This is a genomic window from Nocardioides kongjuensis, assembly GCF_013409625.1.
Classification (GTDB): domain Bacteria; phylum Actinomycetota; class Actinomycetes; order Propionibacteriales; family Nocardioidaceae; genus Nocardioides; species Nocardioides kongjuensis.
Window position 1 is genome coordinate 434978 of the sequence record NZ_JACCBF010000001.1, and the last position, 23294, is coordinate 458271.

Here is a 23294-nt window from a genome sequence, read left to right on the forward strand (position 1 = left end):
CCCTTCCGTTCGTGATGCCCCTCACCTTAAACTAAACTCACTTCAGTTCAAGAGGGTGGTGGGAGATGGGCCGGGAGTCCGGACGCCAGGGCGCCGCGCCAGCCGGCCCGGGCGCGGCGTTGCGCGTGCGGCTCTTCCGGCTGCTGATCGGCGCGCAGCTGGTGAACGCGATCGGCGTGTGGGTCCACGTCGTCGGGGTGCAGTGGCTGCTCACCGAGCGGGGAGAGGCCGCGATCGTCGTGTCCCTCGCTCCTGCGGCGATGTCCCTGCCGTTCATCGTGCTCGCGCTGCCCGTGGGCGTCGTCGTCAGCCATGCGCGGCGCCAGCGACTGATCGGCTGGGCGGTCGCGGTGTCCGCGGTCGCCTCCGTCGCGGCGTCCGTGCTGGTCGCCACGGGGGCCGACCGGGCGATCCCCCTGCTGGTCACCGTCCTCGTGGTCGGCACCGCCCTGGTCGTCGTCGGTGTTGCCTGGCAGTCGCTGCTGCCGGAGGTCGTGCCCCGCGCGGCGGTGCCCTCGGCGGCCATGGTCGACGGAGCCGTGTTCAACATCGCCCGGGCCGTCGGCCCGCTCACCGCCGGCGTCGTGCTCGGCCTCAGCGGTCCGTTCGTCCTCTTCGGCGTGGTCACCGCGCTGTTCGCGGCGGGTGTGCTGCTGCTGATGCTCGCCGGTCCCGCGGGCACGAGCCGCCCGCCACGGACCGAGTCGATCGGTGCCGCGGTCGCAGGTGCGCTCCGCTTCGTCCGGCACTCGCCGTGGACGCGCGGGCTGCTGCTGCGCATGGTGCTGTTCGGGCTGCCCGCCAGTGCGTTGTGGGCCCTGGTCTCGCTGGCGATCCACGACCTGATCGGGCTCGGCGCCGCGGGCTTCGGCATCGCGATGGGCCTGCTCGGGATCGGCGCGGTGACCGCGGCGCTGGCCCTCGGCCGGCTTCGCGCCCGGCTTCGCGCCCATGTCTTCGTCGCCCTCCTCGCCGCCGGGTACGCCGCCAACCTGCTGGCGCTCGGCCTGGTTCGCCAGCTCTGGCTGCTGGCGCCCTTCCTCGTGCTCGCCGGGGTGGGCTGGGTCGCGGTGCAGAGCACGTGGATGATGCTCGCGCACCAGGCGCTGCCGGACTGGGTGCGCCCCCGCGTGATCGCCCTGGTGCTGATGCTCTTCCAGGGCACGCAGGCGCTCGGTGCGCTGTGCTGGGGCGCGGCGGCGGACCTCGTCGGCATCGACAGGGCGCTCGGGACCGCCGCCGCCGTCCTCCTCGGGTACGCCGCCTGGCTGGCCCTGGGTGGCCTGCGCTCGAGCTCCGGCATCGAGCCGGTGCTCGCCACGCCCGACGCCGCGATCCCCGCGCTCGTCGAGCGCGCCGAGGACGGCGAGCTGCTGGTCCGCTACGAGTACCTCGTCGAGCCGGGCCGGGAGGCCGCCTTCCGGCGGGCGATGGCCGACCTGCGGCTGTCCCGGCTGCGGCTCGGTGCACGCGCCTGGCGCCTCGACTCCGAGCAGGCCGAGCGCCACGTCGAGACCTACCGCGTGCGCGACCGCGCGCTGCTCCTCGAGCAGGAGACCACCCGGCTGACGGTGCCCGAGCGACGGCTGCGCGACGCCGTCCGGGCCCTCAGCACCCAGACCTCCGGCCCGCTGCTGACGTCGACGGGACCGGATCGATCAGGAGGAGACGGATGAACGAGAACGCAGTGACCGGTGCCCGGTTCACCGGACGGACCGCGCTGGTGAGTGGTGGTGGGTCGGGGATCGGCGCGGCGGTGGCCCGCCGGCTGGCCGCGGAGGGTGCGACGGTGCACGTCGCCGACGTGGTGGGCGACAACGCCGCCGCGGTGGCGGCGGAGGTGGGCGGCACGCCGTACGCCGTCGACGTCACCGACCCGGCCGCCGTCGACGCTCTCGTCGACGCGATCGCCGCGGCCGGTCCGCTCGACGTGGTGGTCCACACCGCCGGCGTCGACGACCCGGTCGCCAAGGCCTGGATCCGCGAGGCCGGTGAGAGCGGCGACCCGGTCGACGTGATCGGCCGGCTCACCGACGAGCAGTGGCGCCGGGCGATGGCCGTCAACCTCGACGGCACCTTCCACGTGCTGCGGGCCGCCGTGCGGGCGATGCGGCCCCGGGGGAGGGGCGCGATCGTCACGGTCGGCTCCTCGGCCGCCTTCGACACCTTGGTCGGCTATCCCCACTACGCCGCGTCGAAGGCGGCCGTGCACGCGCTGAGCCAGTCCGTCGCGAAGGAGGCCATCGCGTACGGCATCCGGGTCAACACGGTCGCCCCCGGCCCCGTCGACACTCCCATGGCCGGACGTACGCCGGCCTCGGTCCGCGCGGCCATGGAGGCGACCGGCGCGCTCGGCTACGCGAGCGCGGACGAGCTCGCCGACAACATCTGCTACCTCGCCTCGCCCGGCGCCTCGAACGTCGTGGGTGCGGTGCTCCTCAGCAACGGTGGGCGGTTCACCGTCTGAGCCTCGGGCTCGCCCGGCGCCGAGATTTCCTCGAGCCGCCGCTTGACAGGTGTACTGAACTCACTTCAAACTAAACTGAATCCAGTTCGGTTCAGAAAGGACCAATGACATGGTGGACACCGACCACGTTCTTCTCGAGAAGGACGGCGACGTCGCCCGGGTGTGGCTCAACCGCCCCCACAAGAAGAACGCCGTCACGGTGGAGCTGCTGCACCGCCTCGACGAGATCATCAAGGAGGTCGACGAGGACCCCGAGCTGAAGGTGCTGGTCCTGCGCGGCGTGCAGAACCAGTTCTGCTCCGGCTTCGACCTCGACGAGCTGCTCTCCGACTTCATCGGCACCACCACCGCGATGGACGTCGCGGTGCTCAGTGCGCAGGTCTGCGACCGGCTCTACTCGATGAACACCCCGTCCGTCGCGGTCCTCGAGGGCTACGTCACCGCCGGTGGCTTCGAGCTGATGATCTCCTGCGACTTCGCGATCGCCTCGGACGACGCCAAGATCGGCGACTTCCACATCCGCCGCGCGCTCTTCGGTGGCGCCGGCCCGATCTACCGCCTGCCCCGGATGATCGGCCTGCGCAAGACCAAGGAGCTCATGCTCACCGGCAAGCTGCTGTCGGGCCAGGAGGCCAAGGACTTCGACCTGATCAACGACTCGGCGCCGGCCGAGGAGCTCGACCAGCGCGTCGAGGAGTTCATCGGCACCCTGACCGACAAGTCCCCCTTCATGATGAAGCTGACGAAGATGGCCATCAACCAGGGCCTCGACGCCGACGTGAAGTCGCTCATGATCATGGAGCACCTGGCCGTCGGCAACGCGCTGCAGTCCGAGGACGGCAAGGAGGGCGTCCAGGCCTTCCTGCAGAAGCGCGAGCCCAAGTGGGTCGGTCGCTGACCCGTCCGACCCTGTCCGCGCTGGAACCACCCGAGGAGATGACCGCCGTGCCGGCGACGTCCGAAGCACCCCACCTGAGGGGCAGCCGCTGCCGCGCCTGCGCCAACGTCGCCTTCCCGGAGGCGACCGGCTGCCAGCGGTGCGGGAGCACCGACCTGGATGCCGTGGCGCTGGCGCGCACCGGCACCGTGTGGGCCCACACGGTGCAGCGGTTCGCGCCCAAGTCTCCTCCGTACGTGCTCCCGGCGGAGGGCTTCACGCCCTTCGCCGTGGGGTACGTCGAGCTCGCCGACGGCGTCCGGGTGGAGGCCGTGCTCGATGCGACCACGGTGGACGACCCGGCCGAGCTGACCGCCGCGACGGTCACCCTGGTGGCCACCGACCCGGTCCCGCGGTTCGCGACCCGGGAGTGGCTCGCCGGTCGTGACCTCGAGGAGGCCCGGCGATGAGCGACGAGGTCGCGATCATCGGTGCCGGACTGTCGCGGTTCGGCCGTCAGCCCGGCGTCACCGGGCGGACGATGGCGGTCCAGGCGATCCATGCCGCCCTCGCCGACGCCGGCATCACCTGGCCCGACGTCCAGGTCGCCTTCGGCGGCAGCGACGGGGCCGGCCTCGCCGACACCCTGGTCGCCGAGCTCGGCCTGACCGGCATCCCGTTCACGAACGTCAAGAACGGCTGCGCGACCGGCGGCAGCGCCCTGGTCGCCGCGGTCAACGCGATCCGCTCGGGCGCGGCCGAGGTCGCGCTCGCCGTGGGCTTCGACAAGCACCCTCGCGGAGCGTTCGACCCCCGTCCCGAGGACTGGGGGCTGCCCGCCGGCTACGGCGACGCGGGCCTGATGGTGACCACCCAGTTCTTCGCGATCAAGATCGCGCGCTACCTGCGCGAGCACGACCTGCCCGAGAGCCTGCTGGCGCGGGTCGCCGCCAAGGCCTACCGCAACGGAGCGCTCAACCCCAACGCGTGGCGTCAGGAGGCGTTGACCGAGGAGCAGGTCTCCTCCTCCGCGATGGTCAACGACCCGCTCACCCAGTACATGTTCTGCTCACCCGGTGAGGGCGGTGCCGCGATCGTGGTCGCCAGCGCCGCCGCCGCGAAGCGGCTGCAGGCGCGAGCGGTCAAGGTCCTCGCCGTCGCACCACGCACCCGCGCCTTCGGAACCTTCGAGGTGTTCAGCCCCTCGATCCAGGGTACCGGCGACCCGACCAGCGTCAGCACCACCGCTGCCCGGGCGGCGTTCGAGCTGGCCGGCGTCGGCCCGGCGGACATCGACGTTGCGCAGCTGCAGGACACCGAGGCCGGAGCCGAGCTGATGCACCTCGCCGAGTGCGGCTTCTGCGAGCACGGCGATCAGGAGAAGTGGATCAGCGCGGGCGAGACCGAGATCGGCGGCCGGCTGCCCGTCAACACCGACGGCGGCTGCATCGCCAACGGAGAGCCGATCGGCGCCTCCGGGCTGCGCCAGGTCCACGAGATCGTGACCCAGCTGCGGGGCGAGGCCGGCGCGCGCCAGGTTCCCGGCACGCCGCGGCTCGGGTTCACCCATGTCTACGGCGCGCCCGGCGTCAGCGCCTGCACCGTGCTGGGGGTCTGAGATGGGCACACCCGACATCGACACCTTCGTCGCCGAGGCGCGGGCGTGGCTCGCCACCGTGGCCGAGCCCCGCACCCGCCGGGCCTGGGGAGAGGGCTCCGACAGCGTCGCGGTCTTCGAGAACTGGACGGCTGAGGAGGAGCGCGCGCAGACCGACCGGATCCGCGCCTACGAGCAGGCCAAGTTCGACGCGGGCTTCGGTGCGATCACCTGGTCCGAGCAGTACGGCGGCCGCGACCTGCCCACGTCGTACCTGCTCGCCTTCCGCCGGGTCGAGGCCGAGTACGACGTCCCGCGGCGCACCGAGATGTTCCCGGTCACCCAGCAGCTGATCGCCCCGACCATCGCCCAGTGGGGGAGCGAGGAGCAGCGGGCGAGGTACGTCCGCGCGATGCTGCGCACCGACCTCATCGCCTGCCAGCTGTTCTCCGAGACCGGGGCGGGCTCCGACCTGGCGGCCGTGCGCACCCGCGCGGTGCGCGACGGCGACGCGTGGGTCATCGACGGCCACAAGGTCTGGACCTCGGGCGCCCGCATCGCCGACCACGGGCTGGCCATCACCCGCACCGACCCGGCTGCCGCCAAGCACGCGGGACTGACCGCCTTCCTGGTGCCGATGGACGCCGCCGGTGTGCAGGTGCGGCCGATCCGGCAGATGACGGGCGGCAGCTCGTTCAACGAGGTCTACCTCGACGGCGTGCGCCTGACCGACGCGCACCGGCTCGGCCCGGAGGGCCAGGGCTGGAAGGTCGCGCTGACCGTCCTCGCGTCCGAGCGGCTCGACTCGGGCAACCTCGGCCTCGACAACGCCGACCAGGCCGTGGAGCTGGCCCGCAACCTGGGCCGGCCGCTCACCGAGCTCGAGCGGGACCAGGTCGCCGACCTGGTCACCCGCAGCTACGTCCAGCGCCTCACCGGGATGCGGGTCGCGGCGGCCGTCGTCGCCGGGCACGACGCCGGCCCCGAGGCGTCGGTCGGCAAGCTGCTCGCGACCGACACGATGGCCCGCACCTCCGAGGTGGTGCGGACCCTGCTCGGTCCCGACCTCACCGTCGAGAGCGACCGCTGGGGCGCCTGGGCGTGGACCGAGCACGTCATCGGCGCGCCCGGCTACCGCATCGCCGGCGGCACCGACGAGATCCAGCACAACATCCTGGCCGAGCGGGTGCTCGGCCTGCCGAGGGAGCCCCGCTGATGGCCACCGACACCCGGCCCACCCCGGCCGAGCTGCACGCCCTCGACCTCCAGGAGCGGGTCGTCGCCGGCCTGCGCGGCCAGGGGTACGACGGCGCGGCGACCGCGCTCGAGCCGATGCTGGGCGGCCACTCGGGCCTCACCTACCGGATCACGCTCGGCGAGCAGTCCTTCGTGGTGAAGGCCGTCCCGCCGGGCCAACGGGCGATCGGCCGCCACGACATGCTGCGCCAGGCGCGGATCATGGCCGCCCTGGCGGACACCGACGTCCCGGTGCCCCGGATCTGCGCCACCGACGAGACCGAGCCGGGCTGGTTCGCGATGAGCCTCGTGGCGGGGGAGTCCCTGGAGCCGGTGCTCGACGACCCGCCGGTCGAGCCGGACCTCGCGGCGGCACGGATGCTGAGGGCGGCCGAGATCCTCCCGCAGCTGCACCGGGTCCCGCTCGACCGCCTGCCGGTCGACGCCGAGCCGCTCTCGCCGGCCGACGAGCTGGCGCGCTGGAGCCGCACCCTGGGCGCCGTCCCGCCCGAGCTGGTGCCCGGGGCGGACCGCCTCGAGCGGCTGCTCGCGGACGCGATCCCGGCCGCCGTCGCGCCGGTCCTGGTCCACGGCGACTACCGGCTCGGCAACCTGCTGTCCGTCGGCACCGAGCCGGCGGCGCTCATCGACTGGGAGATCTGGAGTCCCGGCGACCCGCGGGTCGAGCTGGGCTGGTTCCTCGTCTTCGCCGACGGCGCCAACTTCCCGGGTGTCGGGAGGGTCGTGCCCGGCCTCCCCACGCCCGACGAGCTGGTCGACCGGTACGCCGACGGCGGCCCGCCGCCGGCCGAGCTCACCTGGTTCGACGCGCTGGGCCGGTTCAAGATGGCCGCGATCATGGGCCACAACCTGCGCCGTCACCGCGAGGGTCGTCATCACGATCCCGCCCAGGAGCTGCTGCCCGCGACCATCGCGCGCCTCATCGAGACCAGCACCGACCGGCTCACCTGACCGCCGTACACCGCACCGACGCGAGAGGCATCCCCCGTGGACTTCCACCTCACCCCCCGCACCGCCGACCTGGCGGCGCGGCTCGAGACCTTCATGACCGAGCACGTCTATCCCGCCGAGGCGGTGTACGACGCCCAGATCGCCGCCAACGCGAACCCGCACGAGCAGCCCCAGGTGATGCGTGACCTGCAGCGGACCGCGCGCGAGCAGGGACTGTGGAACCTGTTCATGACCCACGGCGAGCGCGGGGCGGGCCTGACCAACCTCGAGTACGCGCCCCTCGCCGAGATCGTCGGACGCTCGATCATCGGCAACGAGGCGATCAACTGCTCCGCGCCCGACACCGGCAACATGGAGATCCTCGCCATGTACGGCACGGAGCAGCAGCAGAAGGAGTGGCTCGACCCGCTGCTGGACTGCGAGATCCGCTCGGCGTTCGCGATGACCGAGCCCGAGGTCGCCAGCTCCGACGCCCGCAACATCACCTCCACGATCCGACGCGACGGCGACCACTACGTGCTCAACGGCCGCAAGTGGTACACCTCCGGCGTCCTCGACCCCGACTGCCGCCTGATCATCTTCATGGGGAAGTCCGACCCGCAGGCGCCGACGTACCGCCAGCAGAGCATGATCCTGGTCCCGGCCGACGCGCCGGGCGTCGAGGTCGTGCGGGACCTGCCGATGTTCGGCTACCACGACCGGCTCGGCCACGGCGAGGTCACCTTCACCGACGTCCGGGTCCCCGCGGAGAACATGCTCGGCGCCGAGGGCGACGGCTTCGCCATCGCCCAGGGCCGGCTCGGACCGGGCCGCATGCACTACGCCATGCGCGCGATCGGCATGGCCGAGCGGGCGCTGGAGCTGCTGTGCCGCCGGGCGCAGACCCGTGAGGCGTTCGGCGGACCACTCGCCGACCAGGGCGTGGTCCGCGAGTGGATCGCCCGCAGCCGGATGGAGATCGACCAGATCCGCCTCTACACGTTCAAGGCCGCCTGGCTGATGGACACCACCGGCAACGCGTCCGCGCGCACCGAGGTCGCCGCGATCAAGGTCGCGGCGATGGAGGTCGCCCACCAGGTGGTCAACCGCGCCGTCCAGGCGTGGGGCGCCGCCGGGGTCAGCGACGACACCGTGCTCGCCCGGCTGTTCTCCCTCACCCGCGCCCTGCAGGTCGCCGACGGACCGACCGAGGTCCACCTGCGCAGCATCGCCCTGCGCGAGCTCAAGAAGTACGGCGCGAAGGACGGCGCGAAGGACGGTGCAGCATGACCGGGCTCCTCGACGGCCGGGTCGCCCTCGTCACCGGCGCCACCCGCGGCCTCGGGCGGGCGATCGCCGACGCCCTCGCGACGGCCGGAGCCACGGTCGTCGTCTCCAGCCGCAAGGCCGACGCGTGCGAGCAGGTCGCCGCCGAGATCAGCGCGGCCACCGGGGTCCGCGCCCACCCGCTGCCCCTCCACGTCGGCGACTGGGACGCGATCGAGCCTGCGGTCGACGCGATCGTCGCCGAGCACGGCCGGATCGACGTCCTGGTCAACAACGCGGGCATCGCGCCGCTCGCGCCGTCCGCCAAGGACGTGACCGAGGCACTGTTCGACAAGACGATCGACGTCAACCTCAAGGGCCCGTTCCGGTTGATGGCCGTCGCCGGGGCCCACATGCACGCCGCCGGTGGCGGCTCGATCATCAACATCTCCAGCATCGGCGCCGAGCGGCCCAGCCCGCCCGAGGCGACCTACGCCGCCTCCAAGAACGGGCTCAACGCCCTCACCCGGGCCTTCGCCCAGGAGTACGGGCCGACCGTGCGGGTCAACTGCGTGATGCCCGGCGCCTTCGCCACCGACATGGCCAGCGAGTGGGACGACGAGTTCATCGGCCTGGTCACCCACCGGCTGCCGGCCGGGAGGCTCGGCGACCCGCGCGAGCTGGCGGGCCTGGTCGTGCACCTCGCCTCCGACGTCGCGGGCTACACCACCGGTGCGCTGATCCCCGTCGACGGCGGCCGGACGGCGGTGTACTGATGTCCCTCGCGCAGCCGTTCGCGGCCTTCGACCTGACCGGTCGGGTCGCCGTGGTCACCGGTGCGTCGTCGGGGCTCGGCGCGGGCTTCGCGCGCACCCTCGCGGCGGCCGGCGCCACCGTGGTCGCTGCCGCCCGGCGGGTCGACCGGCTCGCCGAGCTGGCCGCCGACGTACCGGGGCTGGTGCCGCTCGCCTGCGACGTCACCGTCGGCGCCGACCGGGAGCGGCTCGTCGCCACGGCCGCCGAGATCAACGGCGGCGTGGACGTGCTGGTCAACAACGCCGGCATGCCGGGGCCGCCCGACGCGCTCACCGAGTCCGAGGAGGAGTTCGGTCGGATCCTCGACCTGAACCTGACCGCGGGCGTCCGGCTCGCGGTCGAGGTCGTCCGCGCCCTGCCCGAGGACCGCGCCGCGTCGATCGTCAACATCTCCTCCGTGGTCGGGCTGGTCTCCACCGCCCCGATCGGTGGCGCCGGCTACGCCGCGTCCAAGGCGGCCGTCATCGGCGTGACCCGCGAGCTGGCCGGCCAGTGGGGTCGGCGCGGGGTCCGGGTCAACGCCCTGGTGCCCGGCTGGTTCGATACCGAGATGACCGAGGGGCTCTTCACCAACGAGAAGTCGGCCGGGTGGGTCCGGCGCAACACGATCCTCGGCCGCGGGGGCCGGGAGGGCGAGGTCGACGGCGCGCTGCTGTTCCTCGCCTCCGAGGCATCGAGCTATGTGACCGGCCAGGTGCTGGCGGTCGACGGGGGCTGGACCGCGCGATGAGCCTGCCGCGGACGATGCGCGCCCTGCGCCTGACGGCCTGGGGGAGCCCGCCGGAGCTGGTCGAGGTGCCGGTGCCCCGGCCGAGCGCCGGCCAGGTGCTGCTGCGGGTCGGCGCCGCCGGGCTGTGCCACTCCGACCTGCACGTCATGGACTCGCCTCCCGGGCGGATGCCCTACGAGCTGCCGTTCACCCTGGGGCACGAGGTCGTCGGCACCGTCGTCGACGCGGGCCCCGAGGTGGACCCGGTCTGGCTCGGACGGCAGGTCGCCGTGCACGGCGTGTGGTCGTGCGGCCGCTGCCGGGCCTGCCGGCGAGGTCGGGAGAACTACTGCTTCGCCCTCACCGGGCCGGTCGGCTGCGGTCTGGGGTACGACGGTGGTCTCGCCGACTACCTGCTGGTGCCCGACGTGCGCCACCTCGTCGCGGCGCAAGGAGCCGACCCGGTGCGCCTCGCGCCGCTCACCGACGCCGGGCTGACGGCCCAGCACGTGGTGCGCTCGCTCGACGGCGAGCTCGACGGCGCGACGGCGGTCGTGATCGGCGTCGGCGGCCTGGGCCACCTCGCCCTGCAGCTGCTCGCGCCCGCGGACCTCGCCTGCCTGGTCGCGGTGGATCCGCGAGCCGACGCGCGCACGCTGGCCATCCGCCTGGGCGCCGACGCGGTGACCGCGGACGCCGCGGACGCCGCGGAGTGGCTCGACGACCGCGAGGACGGCCACGGCGCCGACGTCGTGATCGACTTCGTCGGCACGCCCGAGACCATGCGCGCCGCGGGCGACCTGCTGGCGCCGGGCGGCCGGATCGTCGTGGTCGGCTCCGGCGGGGGCAGCATCGAGGTGGCCAAGGGCCGTGACCTGCCGCGCGGGTTCGCCGTCGCCGCGCCCTTCTGGGGCACCCGGCGCGACCTCGAGGAGGTCGTCGCGCTCGCCGCGACCGGCGTCGTGCGCGCGGAGACCGAGACATTCACCCTGGACGAGGCGCCGGCGGCCTACGCGCGGCTGCGCGCCGGCGGGGTCCGCGGCCGCGCTGTCGTCGTCCCGGAGCAGTGAGCACAATCAACGTGGAGCAGGAGGCTGGGACATGAGGCAGCTGGCGCAGGAGCTGGTCGAGCGTGCGGAGCTCGAGCCGGACGCCATCGCAGTGGTCGACGGGGAGGGCGTGCACACGCTGCGCGAGGTGGTCGCCCAGGCGGGGGAGGTGGCCGACCTCCTCGACCGCTCGCTGGTCGGTGCGCCCACCGTGCTCGTCCAGGCGGACAACTCCTGGCGCACCCTGGCCGCCGCCGTCGCGGTGGGCCTGCGCGGTGGTCTGATCGCCGTGATCAGCGGGCACGCCGCCCGCTCGGAGTACGACCTCGCGCTCGAGGACATCCAGCCCGACGCGGTCATCGCCTCGGCCCAGGCGATCGCGACCTGGCAGGTCGACGGCGCCACGATGCCCGTCGTCGGCGAGGTGCTCGACGGATGGCCCCTGCGGGCCGCGGCCGGCGGCCGGACCACCGGGGTCGAGCGGTGGAACGGCGGTGTCGTGATCGCGATGACGTCGGGTTCGACCGGCCGTCCCAAGTGCGTCGTGCAGTCCGAGTCTGCCCTGCGCTACGCCGGGCAGGCGACGATCGACGCCGTGGGCCTGGTCCCCGGCGACCCGGTCGGCGCACTCGTCCCGCTGTCCAGCGTCGCCGCGTTCTGCTTCGGCATGCACCTGCCCGCCCTGCTGGGCAGCCCGATGGTCTGCCTCGACAAGTGGAGCCCCGAGGACGCCGTCGCCCTGCTGCGCGAGCACCGGGTCGCCTGGACCATGCTGGTCCCGACGATGGCCCTGCAGCTCTCGCTGGTGGCCGGCTCGGAGGGCTCGCTGGCGTCGTTGAAGGCGATGACCGTCGGCGGCGGCCCGATGAACACCCATGCGCTGGAGACCGCGGAGCTGCACCTCGGCACCCGGTTCCTGCGGGTCTTCGGCATGTCCGAGTGCCTCGGCCACACCACGCCGCTGCCGACCGAGCCGGTGGCGACCCGCCTGGGCCGGGACGGTCGCCCGTTCCCCGGGACGACGGTCCGCGTCGTCGACGCCGGCGGCCGCGTGCTGCCCGACGGGGAGGTCGGCAACGCCCAGGTCCGCGGCCCGTCCCTGTTCGTCGGCTACGCCCGCGAGGGCGCACCGCGGATGCCGGACCTGACCGCCGACGGCTTCTTCCCGACCGGTGACCTGGCGCGGGTGAACGAGGACGGCACCATCAACATCCTGGGCCGCGAGAAGCAGGTCATCATCCGCGGCGGCCGCAACATCGACATCAACGAGGTCGAGGCGGCCCTGGCCGCCATCCCGGGGGTGGCGCAGGTCTGCGTCGTACCCGTGCCCGACGACCTGCTCGGCGAGCGGGCCGCGGCTCTCGTCGTCTCCGCGGGCCCGGTGCTCGACCTCGCCGCCGTGCGCGAGCACCTCGCCGCGGCGGACTTCCCCAAGTTCAAGTGGCCGGAGTTCGTCTACGCCGTACCGGCGCTGCCGCAGAACCGGGTCGGCAAGCTCGACCGCAACGGCGCTGTCGCGCTGGCGACGCGGCTGGCCGCGCCCGGATCCGGCGCGGCCCGCTGAAAACGGGCGGCCCCGCGGGTTACTCTGATCTGAATTCACTTGGAGTCAAGGACGGCCTGATGACGGTAGACGAGCAGGAGCGCACCGAGAGCCCCCGGTCGAAGCGGCGGATGATCCTCGACGCGGCGATCGACAACTTCGGCGGCGTCGGCTTCGAGCACACGAAGTGGGCGACGATCGCCGACGAGGTCGGCATCGGGCAGACCGCGCTCTACCACTACTTCGAGTCCAAGGTGCACTGCCTGCTCACCATCATGAGCACCGAGCTGGAGCGCTCCCTCGAGCGCACCCGCACCGTCACCGCGGGCGTGGACGACCCGGGGGAGAAGATCCGGGTCGCGGTCGCGGCGGCGTTCGACGTGACCCAGCGCGAGGCGCTCCAGGCGCGGATCCTGATGAGCCACCAGGACCTGCTCGTCGGCGAGCGCTCCTCGAAGCGGGAGGAAGCCGAGCGACAGCGGGCGCGCGAGCTGGTCCGCGAGATCGAGCACGAGTGGGCCGGCCTGATCAAGGCCGCCACGACGGCTCGGCGGCGGCGCAAGGACGACCAGATCGTCCTCGCCCGGCTGATGCTCGGCATGATCAACAGCGTGTGGCGCTGGTACCGGCCCGAGGGAGCGCACTCGCTCGAGGAGATCTCCGGCGTCGTCGTCGACTCGTGCGCACGACTGATCGACTGATCGACTGACCGGCTGATCCCTGGCCCCACCGCCAGCAGATCCGGTCGCACGGCAACGGCCGGGACGTCGTAGGACGTCCCGGCCGTGCTCGTCTCGGCTCCCTCACCTCAACCGAATTCAAGTCAGGAGACTGCTGATGTACAACCTCATCGTCCTCGCGTCGAAGCCGTCGGAGTGGACCCACGACGAGTTCATCGCCTGGTGGCGCGGCGAGCACGCCGACGTGACCTACCCGCTGCCGGGCCTGCGGCGCTGGCTGCACACCGAGGTGCTCGGCGCGATGGACGACAAGCGCTCGGCCGGTTGGGACGGCATGTCGGTCCTCAGCTTCGACGACCGGGAGGCGCTGGAGGCGGCCCTGGCGAGCGAGGAGTGGCAGCGGGCCGTCGCCCACGTCGGGTCGATGGGCGGTCGCAGCATCATCGTGACGGGCGACGAGCGGGTCATGGTCCCGCTCGCCTGAGGTGTCCGGGAACGCCAGGAGGCCCCGACGCGACGCGTCGGGGCCTCCTGTGCTCTCGGGAGGAGCAGGGGTCAGCCGGTCACTGCTTCGGGGAGATGAAGTCGCTCTTGGCGACGAACTCGCCGTTCTCGACCTCGACCCGCACGCCGGCGTCGGTGCCGAGGTGGTCGTCGCTGGAGTACGACAGCGGCGGCACGATGCCGGTCTCGACGTCCTGGGCGGACTCGATCGCCTTGGCGATGCTCGCCTTGTCGACCTTGCCGTCGATCGAGCCGAGGATGATCGACAGGGCCTTGGCGTAGCCGTAGGTCGCCAGCGAGTAGAGGTCCGGCTCGGCGCCGTCGCCGTACTTCGCGAGGTCGTCGCGGTACTCCTGGACGGCAGGGTCGTCGGCGGTGGTCGGCTTGGTCAGCGCGACGCCGCGGAAGCCCTCGGCGTTCGCGCCGGCGAGCTCGACGGTGGCCTCGATGACCGCGGGCGCGTACCCGTAGGCCTGGACGTCGACGCGCTGCAGGGCCGCCTCGTTGAGGTAGGCCGCCGCCTCCTGGGGCGGGAGGATGAGGAGGACCGCGTCGGGGTCCTGCTTCTTGACCGCGGCGAGCGCCGGGCCGTAGTCGGTGGTGCCGATCTTGACCTCGACGTTGTCGGCGCTGCCGCCCTCGGCCTGGATGGTCTTGGCGGCGGTGTCCTTGACGGTCACGAAGGCGGCCGGGTCGTCGTGGACGATGGTGATCTTGCGGGCACCCTCCTCGAGGGCCCACTCCGCGGCGATCTTGGCCTGGTTCTCGTACAGCGTCTGGGTGCCGAAGAGCAGGTCCTTCGGCGGGTCGTACCAGCTGGTCAGGCCACCGTAGGTGCCGAAGATCGGGGTCTTGTTCTGCTCCAGCACGAGCGGGAAGGTCGCCTCGGTGGTGGCGGTTCCGTTGGCGTTGGCGATCACGTCGACCTTGTCCCGGGTCACCATCTCGCGCGCGATCTGCAGGGTCTGCTGGGGGTCGAAGGCGTTGTCCTTGTAGACGAAGTCGACCTTCTCGCCGTTGATGCCCCCGTCGGCGTTGACCTTCTTCCAGAAGGTCGAGGCGCCGACCATCTGGGGGTTGCCGCTCGAGGCCTGGGCGCCGCTGAGCGGGAACCAGGCCCCGATCTTGATCGAGTCGTTGCCCGAGGAGGAGTCGCCGTCCGCGCTGCCGCAGGCGGCCAGCATCAGGGTCGCGGACATCGCCAGGGCGGCCGCGCGCAGCAGTTTCATCAAGAACCTCCAAGTTGAGTTGAGTTCACTTCAGTGTAGGCTCCGTCACATCTCGGCTGCAAGAGTTTCCTGAACTGAATTCACTAGCCCGCGTCGTACGGCGCGGCACGAGGAGGATCTCGACGATGACGGACCTGAGCACCATGACCGTGCTGGTGACGGGCGCGACCGGTGGGCTGGGGGAGGCGATCTGCCGCCGGCTCGCGGCCGACGGAGCCGGTGTCGTCGTCACCGACCTCGACCGGGACGCGTGCGCGCACCTCGTCGCGGGGCTCCCCGCCCCGGAGCGGCACCTCGCGCTGGCACAGGACGTGAGCAGCGAGACGGACTGGGAGGCCGTCGTCGACGCCGTCCGGGCCCGCTTCGGCCGCCTCGACGCTCTCGTCAACAACGCCGGCATCGGGGGGATGGCGTCGGTGACCGACGAGACCCTGGCCGGCTGGGACCGGATCGTCCGCGTCGACCAGACCGGTGTCTGGCTCGGGATGAAGCACGCCGGTGCCCTCGTGGAGGAGGGTGGCGGCTCGATCGTCAACATCAGCTCGATCCTCGGGATCGGCGGCGGCCTCGGCAACAGTGCCGCCTACGCCGCCGCGAAGGGGGCGGTCACGAACCTGACCAAGAACGCCGCACTGCACTGGGCGCAGCGCGGGGTGCGGGTCAACTCGGTGCACCCGGGCTTCATCGGCACCCGGCAGCTCCTGGACCGCTTCGAGGGGTCGCCCCGACACGCCGCCATGCTCGCGAACACGCCGATGGGCCGCCTGGGGCGGGCGGAGGAGGTGGCCGCGGTCGTGGCCTTCCTGGTGAGCGACGACTCGTCGTACATGACCGGCAGCGAGGTCCGGGTGGACGGCGGCTGGTCGGCGCGCTGAGCCCGCCTCAGCGGAACAGGTCGACGCCGGAGCGAGTCTCGGCGTCGACCTCGCCCCGCTCCGCGAGCAGGTCCAGGTGCGCGATCGTCTCGCAGATCGCCACCATCTGGTTGAACTGGTCGAGGTGGGCGAGGGGCACCGCGCGACGGGTCCACGACAGCCGGGCCGCGACGGCCGCGGCGCTCTGCCGGGGTGCGGCGGCGACGGCTGCCCGGGTCTGCGCGAGCCGGTCGTCGTGGTGGTCCAGCAGGACGCGGACCCGCTGGTGGACGCTGCCGCCGGGCAGCCCGTGCGCAGGTAGCAGGATCGCGTCCGGCCGGGCCAGGAGCGACTCGAGGGAGCGCAGGTAGTGCCCGAGCGGCAGGTCCCAGTCGCCGAGCTCGAAGCCGATCGACGGGGTGATGGTCGGCAGCACGTGGTCGCCCGAGAACAGCAGCCGCTGCTCGGCGTCGTGGAAGACCAGGTGGCCCTTCGTGTGGCCCGGGGTCGCGACGGCCTCGAGGGTGCGGTGGCCGACCTCGATCGGGCCGGGATCGAGCCAGTGGTCGGGGTCGGCCCAGTCGGCGGCGTCGAACGGCTCGCGGATCGTCGCCGCCAGGACGTCGTCCGCCAGGCGCGCGGCTCCGGACCGGCGCAGCTGGTGGAGCGAGGTGGTCGGCACGTTGCTGCCGAGCCGCTGGACTCCGTGCAGACCGGGTTGCTCCGGGCGGCCGAGGTGCACGCGCGTGCCGTGGCGCTCGCGGAGGCGCACGGCGAAGGTGTAGTGGTCGCGGTGGATGTGGGTCACGTAGACGTCGCGGACGTCGGCGGGCGCGCGGCCGATCGTGGCCAGGCCGGCGGTCAGCTCGGCGAAGGCCGAGGGGACCGCCCAGCCCCCGTCGACGAGGGCGAGGTCGCGTCCCGCGCCCAGCTCGACCGCGTAGACGTTGACCGCGCGGAGCCCGTCGTTCGGCATGCTCAGCACGATCCGGTGCACGCCGTCGGCGACCTCGTGGCAGGCCGGGGCCTGCCACCAGGGCGGCGGCGTGCTCACGCGGGACCGGACGAGCCGACCTCGCCGAAGTAGGCCTCCTCGGCCCGCGCCGCGAAGCCCTCGTCCTCGGCGCTCCCGGTCGCCACCACCTCGCCCTGGCGCAGGACCACCACGGTGGAGCACGTCTGCAGGGCGCGGGGCAGCGACTGGTCGAGCAGCACCGTGGTGATGCCCTGCTCGGCCAGGGCGGTGATCTGGCGGTACACCTCCTGCACCATGGCCGGCGACAGGCCCAGGGCGGGCTCGTCGAGGATCAGCACCTGGGGATCGGCCATCAGCGCACGCGTGATCGCCACGAGCTGCTGCTCGCCGCCCGACAGGGCACCGGCCGATATGTGCATGCGGGTGCGCACCCGCTCCGGCAGCCGTTGGGCCATCTCGTCCAGCGTGCTCGCCAGCCGACGACCGCCCAGGCCCATGGCATAGGCCGACACCTCGAGGTTCTCGCGCACCGAGAGGGTCTTGAACAGTGCCCGGCCCTCCGGGACGAGGCTGATCCGCAGGTCCTCGCCGTCGGCGGCGCGGATCGTCCGCTCGCCCGAGGACGGGGTGAGCGAGCCGTGCAGGAGACGGCCGAGGGTGCTCTTGCCCGCGCCGTTCGCGCCGACGATGCCGACGATGCCGCCCCGTGGGATGGACAGGTCGATGCCCCGCAGCGCCTGCACGCCGCCGTAGTGGTGGCCGACGTCGCTGAGGGTGAGGACCGGCTCGCCGCCGAGGGGGAGGGGCGCGGCGGCAGCGCTCTCCTCGTCGATCACGCCGAGGTACGAGCGGCGCACCTCGGGGTCCTGCAGCACGGTGTCGGGCGTGCCGGTCGTGATCGTGTGGCCGAAGTCGACCGCGACGACCCGGTCGGCGACCGAGAACAGGTCCTCCAGGACGTGGTCGATGATCAGCACCGAGGTGCCCTCGTCGCGGACCCGGCGGATGTGCCCGGCGAGGATCTCGCGCTCGTCGGCGTCGAGGCCGCCGAACGGCTCGTCGAGGATGAGCAGGGCCGGCGACTCCGCGATCGCGCGGGCGAGGTCGGCCCGCTTCTGCAGGCCGAAGGGCAGCTCGGCGGGGCGACGGTGGGCCACCTCGCCGAGCCCGACCGCCTCCAGGAGCGCGAATGCGCGGACCCGGTCGGCCGGGCTGATCCGGCGGCGCACCGCCAGCACGTTCTCGATGACGGTGAGCTCGCCGAAGAGCTCGGCGTGCTGGAAGGTGCGCCCGATCCCGGCGCGACGGCGCCGGGTGGTGCGGACCCGGCGCAGGTCCTGGCCGTCGAGGGTGATCCGGCCCTCGACCTTGCCGTCGCCGGTCAGACCGCTCAGCGCGTTGACGAAGGTGGTCTTGCCGGCGCCGTTGGGGCCGATCATCGCCAGCACCTCCGCGCGAGCCAGCGTCAGCGAGGCGTTGTCGACGGCCTGCAGGCCGCCGTACCGCACGCCGAGCCCGTCGACCGCGAGCAGGTCGTGCCCCGGTCCGCCGGTGCCGTGGCCGGCCGGGAGGGCGACGCCCTCGGCCGCCTCGGTGCTGCCCGCCACCGCGGCGCTGCGCAGCCGCTCGGACCAGTGGGTGAACCGGTCGAGCACGCGGCCCGCCGTGGGAACCACACCGTCGGGCAGGAAGATCAGGGCGAGGATCAGCAGCCCGCCGACGAGGTAGGGCTGGTCGATGCTGAGGTCGGAGGCGATGCTCGGGGCCCAGGCGAGGAAGGCGCCGCCCGCGACGGCACCGACCAGGCTGCCGGTGCCGCCGAGGACGGTCGCGGCGATCAGGTTGATCGCCAGCACCAGCGAGAACGACTCGGGGCTCACGAAGCCCGAGACCAGGCCGAGCATCACGCCGGCGAGGCCCGCGACGGCGCCGCTGAGGGCGAACCCGATGGAGGACTGGGCTTCGGGCGAGATGCCGACGGTGCGCGCCACGATCGGGTGGGTCTTGGCGGCGACCAGCCGCATCCGCACGGGCGTGCGACGGACCAGCTCGGCGAGCGCGATGCAGACGCCGAGCGTGGCGACCACGATCGCGAGCGCGGTGTCGTCGGAGGCGTAGAAGTCCCCGAACAGCCAGCTGAAGCCCATCACCGAGACGCCCTCGTCGCCGTTGGTCACGTCCTTCCAGACCAGGACCACCTCGGTCACGACGAGGGTGAAGGCCAAGGTGAGCAGGGCGACGTAGAGGACGGAGAAGCGGGAGCCGGCGAAGCCGAGGAAGGCGCCGAGCACGCCGCAGGTGGCCATGGCGAGCGCGACCGTCACCTCGAGCCGCCACTCGTGGGAGCTGCCCCACGCGGCGGTGTAGGCGCCGATCGCCAGCAGTGCCGGGTGGCCGATGGACCAGATCCCGCTCCAGTGCGCGAGCAGGCTGATCGAGAGGATCGTGATGGCGTAGACCGCGGCGAGCGCGACCGTGAAGGCGGTGTAGGTCGGGATGCTGCCCGAGGTGATCATCACGACGACGACCACGGCGCCCACCGGTCCACCGAGCAGCCGGGCGAGCAGCCAGGCCTTCACCCAGATCGGTGACATCGTGCGCGCGGGTGCGCTGTTGCTGGCCATCGTCGTCGCCTTCGTCCGGATGTCGTCGTGGTCGGGGGAGGTCAGGGAGGTGCTCACGCCGTCACACCCGCTCGAAGACCGGGCGGCCGAAGATGCCCTGCGGCCGGACGAGGAGGACCAGGATGGCGACGCTGAACACGAAGGTGTCGCGGAAGCTCGCCGAGACGTACGCCGCCGCGAGGTTGTCGAGCACGCCGATGATCAGGCCGCCCACGACGGCGCCGACCATGCTGTTGAGCCCGCCGAGGAAGATGCCGGCGAAGGCGCGGAACATGACCGGTGCCATGACGACCGGGGTCAGGCCGGTCTTGGGGGCGTAGAGGAGCACGCCCAGCGTGGCGAGGGCCAGTCCGAGGACCCACGCGATGCGGGCGACCCGGTGCGCGTCCACGCCCATGATCGCGGCGGTCTCCGAGGACTCGGCCACCGCGCGCATCGCGGAGCCGAGCGGCGTGCGGGTGAACAGGTAGCCGACCAGGCCCATCGCGACGGCAGCCAGCGCCAGCGCCAGCAGGTCCTGCACGGTCACCCGGGAGCTGCCGATCGTCACCGTTCCGTCGACCAGGCGCGGGAACGCCTTCGGCTGCTCGCCCCAGTGCTGGCCGATGTAGTGCTCGACGATCAGGGAGAGTCCCATCGTCACGACCAGGGCCGCGAAGAGCCGCCCCTGGCCGAGCGGGCGGATCAGCACCTCGCGGACGACCAGGCCGCTCACCGACCCGAAGACGATCGCGGCGACGGCGGCCAGCACCAGGGCGAGACCGCTGTCGTGGAGGCTCAGGGCGACGTACGTCGCCATGGTCGCCATGGTCGCGAGCGCGAAGTTCATCACGTCCGTCGATCGGAAGACGATCACGAGGCCCAGCCCGATCAGCCCGTACACGGCGCCGTTGGCGAGTCCTCCGATCAGCGTGATCAGGAGTTGGTCCACGTTGCTGCACCTCCGGCGCGTCGTCAGGCAGGTGTTCCCCTGCCAGGCAAACTGAGATGAGTTCAGTTTAGGTGGTCGAGGGTGTGACCGCAACCACGTCCTCGCGTCGGTCGGCACCGCTCTCGCCGACGACGAGCATCAGCGCCTCCGCGACGCAGGCCGGTCGAGTGCTCGTGTCCAGCTCGAGCGTGTAACGGACCCGCCCCAGTGCGCCCGAGGGGTGGTCGGTGACCTCGACCAGCTCGGCCCGTGCCCGGAGGCGGTCGCCGGGGCGCACGCTCGCGGGGAACCGGACCCGCTCCAGGCCGTAGTTGACAGCGCGATCGATGTCGGCGAACTCGAAGACCTCGGCGCTGAGGCGGGGGATCAGGGAGAGCACCAGGTAGCCGTGGGCGATCGTCGCGCCGAGGTCGCTCGCGGCAGCGCGAGCCGGGTCGACGTGGATCCACTGCCAGTCCTCGGTGACGTCCGCGAAGCCGTCGATCCGCGGCTGCTCCATGGTCAGCCAGCCGCTCACTCCGAGCTCGGCTCCCGCTGCGTCGCGGAACGCGTCGACGCCGCGGAACACCCGGGTCATGCCGCTGCTCCCGTGTCGGCGAGGTGGGTGGCCGGAGGACGGTGCCGGTGGGTCGCCATGGTGTCAGTGTTCATGAACTGAAGTTAGTTCAGGTACGCTGCGGGTGTCCAACCCGAGGAGGGACGCCATGAGGAGTGCGCAGCTGCACGTCGTCACGTACCCGACGGGCCGGATCGGCCCCGAGCAGTTCGCCGTGGTCGAGGTCGACCTGCCCGGTCCCGACGAGCTCGCGGACGGCGAGGTGCTCGTCCGCAACACCTGGACGTCGGTCGACCCGGGCCTGCGGCTGCGGCTGCGGGCCGCGGCTCCCGACGGCTACTTCGCTGCGTTCCCGCTGCGCCGGGCCATGGACGGGATCCTCACCGTGGGCGAGGTCCTCGCCTCCCGGGCCGCCGGCTTCGCGCCCGGCGACACCGTCAGCCACTCGCTGGGCTGGCGCGAGCACGCCGTCGTCCGGGCCGACGAGGCGGCGATGAACGGGATCGGGACGCTGCGGCGCCTCGACCTGTCGGCCGCCGAGGCGCAGTGGTACCTCGGCCCGCTCGGGCCGATGGGCCTGACGGCGTACAGCGGGCTGGCCGTCGTCGACGCGCTCGACGGCGGCGGCGTGCTGTGGGTGTCGGCGGGCGCCGGAGCGGTGGGTTCCCTGGTCGCGCAGATCGCGCGCGAGCTCGGACACCGCGTGATCGCGACCGCGGGCTCGACGCAGAAGGTCGCCTGGCTGCGCGACGAGCTCGGGGTGGAGGCGTTCTGCTACCGCGACGAGTCCCTGCGCGAGGGACTCGCCCGGCTCGCACCCGACGGCATCGACATCTACTTCGACAACGTGGGTGGGGACCACCTCGAGGCCGCGCTCGACGCGTTGCGCCTGCACGGCCGGATCGCGCTGTGCGGCACGGTGTCCGACTACGAGGCGCAGCCGCGCGGGCCGCGCAACATCTTCCTCGCCACGGCCAAGCACCTGACCCTCGCGGGCTTCCGCGGCAGCCTCCACCTGGACCTGCAGCCGGAGATGGAGCAGCGGGTCGGGACGTGGCTGCGCGACGGGAGGGTGGTGCACCGCGAGTCCGTCTACGACGGGCTGGCGAGCGCTCCCGCGGCGATGGCCGACATGCTCGCCGGCCGCACGGTCGGCAAGACGCTCGTGCGGCTCTGAGCCGGACGAGCCTCGGGACGGATCAGACGAACGAAGGTGGAGCAGATGGTGGACGAGACGATCGTGCTGGTCGACGGGGCGCGCACCCCGGTGGGCAGCTTCGGTGGGGTGTTCAAGGAGGTCCCCGGCTTCGAGCTCGGGGCCGTCGCCGCTCGGGGCGCGCTGTCGCGCGCCGGGGTCGAGGCGGCGGACGTCGACGAGGTCGTCATGGGCTGCATCGGTCAGGTCGGCCCGGACGCCTACAACGCGCGCAGGGTCGCGCTCGCGGCGGGGCTGCCGACCGGCGTACCGGCGTACACGGTGAACCGGCTGTGCGGCTCGGGCCTGCAGGCGATCTGGTCGGCGGCGATGGAGATGCGGTGGAACGGCCTCGACATCACGCTCGCGGGCGGGGACGAGTCGATGACCCGGATGCCGTTCTACGACTTCGGCGCCCGCGACGGCTACCGGCTCGGCGACCGGTCGCTGGCCGACGGGACGGTGATGATGCTGACCGACCCGTTCCACGGCTTCCACATGGGCGTGACGGCGGAGCGGGTCGCCGAGAGGTACGGCGTGTCGCGGCTCGAGCAGGACGAGTTCGCCGCGGAGTCGCAGCGCCGGGCCGCGACCGCGCAGGCCAGGGCGGTGTTCGGCGAGGAGATCGTCCCCGTCGAGGTCGGTGGTCGCAGGCCGGTCACCGTCACCGAGGACGAGCACCCCAAGCCCGGCACGACGGTGGAGGCGTTGGCCGGTCTGCGGCCGGCCTTCCAGCGCGACGGCACGGTCACGGCCGGGAACGCGTCTGGCGTCAACGACGGTGCGGCCGCCGTGGTCCTGGCCCGTGAGTCGGCCGCCGCCGATCGTGGCCTGCGACCGCTGGTGGCGCTGGAGGCGGTGGCGACGGCGGCGATGGAGCCGGAGCTGATGGGATACGCCCCGGTGCTGGCCCTGCGCTCCCTGTTCGAGAGGACCGGCACCACACCCTCCGACATCGGCACGATCGAGCTCAACGAGGCCTTCGCCTCCCAGGCGGTCGCGTGCATCCGGGACGCCGGCCTCGACCCGGAGCGGGTGAACCCCTACGGCGGCGCGATCGCGCTCGGTCATCCGGTCGGCGCGACGGGGGCGATCTTGTCCCTGCGGGTCGCGCGCGACCTCGTGCGGCGCGACCTGGAGCTGGGCGTCGTCACCATGTGCATCGGCGGCGGCCAGGCCCTGGCCGCCCTCTTCCGCCGGGTCTGAGCGCCCGAACAACGAGAACAACGAGAGA

At 72.7% G+C, this 23294-nt stretch carries 22 protein-coding genes; 17 read left to right on the forward strand and 5 right to left on the reverse strand.

Annotated features, from left to right (window positions below; genetic code table 11):
* The first annotated feature begins 65 nt into the window (after positions 1–65).
* From BJ958_RS02095 to BJ958_RS02160, 14 genes are all read left to right on the forward strand, one after another.
* Complete coding sequence (locus BJ958_RS02095) at positions 66–1676, forward strand: MFS transporter (RefSeq protein ID WP_179725108.1); 1611 nt, start codon at positions 66–68, stop codon at positions 1674–1676.
* Positions 1673–2467 (forward strand): SDR family NAD(P)-dependent oxidoreductase, encoded by a 795-nt coding sequence (locus BJ958_RS02100; RefSeq protein WP_179725110.1) that lies wholly within the window; start codon positions 1673–1675, stop codon positions 2465–2467. The genes BJ958_RS02095 and BJ958_RS02100 overlap by 4 nt, the downstream gene beginning before the upstream one ends.
* Before the next feature lie 109 nt (positions 2468–2576).
* A complete protein-coding gene (locus tag BJ958_RS02105) occupies positions 2577–3365 on the forward strand; it encodes an enoyl-CoA hydratase/isomerase family protein (RefSeq protein ID WP_179725112.1) in 789 nt (262 codons plus the stop codon).
* Positions 3350–3814, forward strand: a complete 465-nt coding sequence (locus BJ958_RS02110; RefSeq protein ID WP_343052530.1) for a Zn-ribbon domain-containing OB-fold protein — start codon at positions 3350–3352, stop codon at positions 3812–3814. The genes BJ958_RS02105 and BJ958_RS02110 overlap by 16 nt, the downstream gene beginning before the upstream one ends.
* Positions 3811–4962: a thiolase family protein gene (locus BJ958_RS02115; protein ID WP_179725113.1), complete on the forward strand. Its 1152-nt coding sequence runs from the start codon at positions 3811–3813 to the stop codon at positions 4960–4962. Before BJ958_RS02110 ends, BJ958_RS02115 begins: the two co-directional genes overlap by 4 nt.
* A 1-nt stretch (position 4963) precedes the next feature.
* Positions 4964–6157, forward strand: coding sequence for an acyl-CoA dehydrogenase family protein (locus BJ958_RS02120; protein WP_179725115.1), 1194 nt, complete (start codon positions 4964–4966; stop codon positions 6155–6157).
* Positions 6157–7149, forward strand: a complete 993-nt coding sequence (locus BJ958_RS02125; RefSeq protein ID WP_179725117.1) for a phosphotransferase family protein — start codon at positions 6157–6159, stop codon at positions 7147–7149. Before BJ958_RS02120 ends, BJ958_RS02125 begins: the two co-directional genes overlap by 1 nt.
* Before the next feature lie 36 nt (positions 7150–7185).
* Positions 7186–8418: an acyl-CoA dehydrogenase family protein gene (locus tag BJ958_RS02130; protein WP_179725119.1), complete on the forward strand. Its 1233-nt coding sequence runs from the start codon at positions 7186–7188 to the stop codon at positions 8416–8418.
* The gene (locus tag BJ958_RS02135; RefSeq protein ID WP_179725121.1) at positions 8415–9170 is read left to right on the forward strand and encodes an SDR family NAD(P)-dependent oxidoreductase; all 756 of its coding nucleotides are present in this window, start codon (positions 8415–8417) and stop codon (positions 9168–9170) included. Before BJ958_RS02130 ends, BJ958_RS02135 begins: the two co-directional genes overlap by 4 nt.
* Complete coding sequence (locus BJ958_RS02140; RefSeq protein WP_179725123.1) at positions 9170–9940, forward strand: SDR family NAD(P)-dependent oxidoreductase; 771 nt, start codon at positions 9170–9172, stop codon at positions 9938–9940. The genes BJ958_RS02135 and BJ958_RS02140 overlap by 1 nt, the downstream gene beginning before the upstream one ends.
* On the forward strand, positions 9937–10989 hold the full coding sequence (locus tag BJ958_RS02145) for an NAD(P)-dependent alcohol dehydrogenase (RefSeq protein ID WP_179725124.1): 1053 nt from the start codon (positions 9937–9939) through the stop codon (positions 10987–10989). The genes BJ958_RS02140 and BJ958_RS02145 overlap by 4 nt, the downstream gene beginning before the upstream one ends.
* Positions 10990–11020: 31 nt before the next feature.
* Positions 11021–12532 (forward strand): class I adenylate-forming enzyme family protein, encoded by a 1512-nt coding sequence (locus BJ958_RS02150; protein ID WP_179725127.1) that lies wholly within the window; start codon positions 11021–11023, stop codon positions 12530–12532.
* Positions 12533–12591: 59 nt separating this feature from the next.
* Positions 12592–13212: a TetR/AcrR family transcriptional regulator gene (locus BJ958_RS02155; RefSeq protein ID WP_179725129.1), complete on the forward strand. Its 621-nt coding sequence runs from the start codon at positions 12592–12594 to the stop codon at positions 13210–13212.
* A gap of 136 nt (positions 13213–13348) precedes the next feature.
* Positions 13349–13675, forward strand: a complete 327-nt coding sequence (locus BJ958_RS02160) for an EthD domain-containing protein (protein ID WP_179725132.1) — start codon at positions 13349–13351, stop codon at positions 13673–13675.
* A gap of 79 nt (positions 13676–13754) precedes the next feature.
* Here the strand turns inward: BJ958_RS02160 and BJ958_RS02165 are convergent, their stop codons facing one another.
* Positions 13755–14924, reverse strand: a complete 1170-nt coding sequence (locus tag BJ958_RS02165; protein ID WP_179725134.1) for an ABC transporter substrate-binding protein — start codon at positions 14922–14924, stop codon at positions 13755–13757.
* A gap of 125 nt (positions 14925–15049) precedes the next feature.
* On the opposite strand from BJ958_RS02165, the gene BJ958_RS02170 reads away from it, so the two are divergent.
* A complete protein-coding gene (locus tag BJ958_RS02170) occupies positions 15050–15799 on the forward strand; it encodes an SDR family NAD(P)-dependent oxidoreductase (RefSeq protein ID WP_179725136.1) in 750 nt (249 codons plus the stop codon).
* Between the two features lie 7 nt (positions 15800–15806).
* Here BJ958_RS02170 and BJ958_RS02175 read toward each other — a convergent pair whose 3' ends face one another.
* The 4 genes from BJ958_RS02175 to BJ958_RS02190 all read right to left on the reverse strand — a co-directional run bounded on the left by BJ958_RS02175 (position 15807) and on the right by BJ958_RS02190 (position 20886).
* Positions 15807–16832 carry an MBL fold metallo-hydrolase gene (locus tag BJ958_RS02175; RefSeq protein ID WP_343052531.1) on the reverse strand — a complete coding sequence of 342 codons (1026 nt, stop codon included), beginning with the start codon at positions 16830–16832 and terminating at the stop codon, positions 15807–15809.
* Positions 16829–19435, reverse strand: a complete 2607-nt coding sequence (locus tag BJ958_RS02180; protein WP_218865557.1) for an ATP-binding cassette domain-containing protein — start codon at positions 19433–19435, stop codon at positions 16829–16831. The genes BJ958_RS02175 and BJ958_RS02180 overlap by 4 nt, the downstream gene beginning before the upstream one ends.
* A gap of 4 nt (positions 19436–19439) precedes the next feature.
* On the reverse strand, positions 19440–20309 hold the full coding sequence (locus tag BJ958_RS02185) for an ABC transporter permease subunit (RefSeq protein WP_179725138.1): 870 nt from the start codon (positions 20307–20309) through the stop codon (positions 19440–19442).
* Between the two features lie 67 nt (positions 20310–20376).
* Complete coding sequence (locus BJ958_RS02190; protein ID WP_179725140.1) at positions 20377–20886, reverse strand: MaoC family dehydratase; 510 nt, start codon at positions 20884–20886, stop codon at positions 20377–20379.
* Positions 20887–21013: 127 nt separating this feature from the next.
* On the opposite strand from BJ958_RS02190, the gene BJ958_RS02195 reads away from it, so the two are divergent.
* Both BJ958_RS02195 and BJ958_RS02200 read left to right on the forward strand, forming a co-directional pair.
* The gene (locus BJ958_RS02195) at positions 21014–22042 is read left to right on the forward strand and encodes an NADP-dependent oxidoreductase (protein ID WP_179725142.1); all 1029 of its coding nucleotides are present in this window, start codon (positions 21014–21016) and stop codon (positions 22040–22042) included.
* A 45-nt stretch (positions 22043–22087) separates the two neighbouring features.
* A complete protein-coding gene (locus BJ958_RS02200; RefSeq protein WP_179725144.1) occupies positions 22088–23266 on the forward strand; it encodes a thiolase family protein in 1179 nt (392 codons plus the stop codon).
* The last annotated feature ends 28 nt before the right edge of the window (positions 23267–23294 follow it).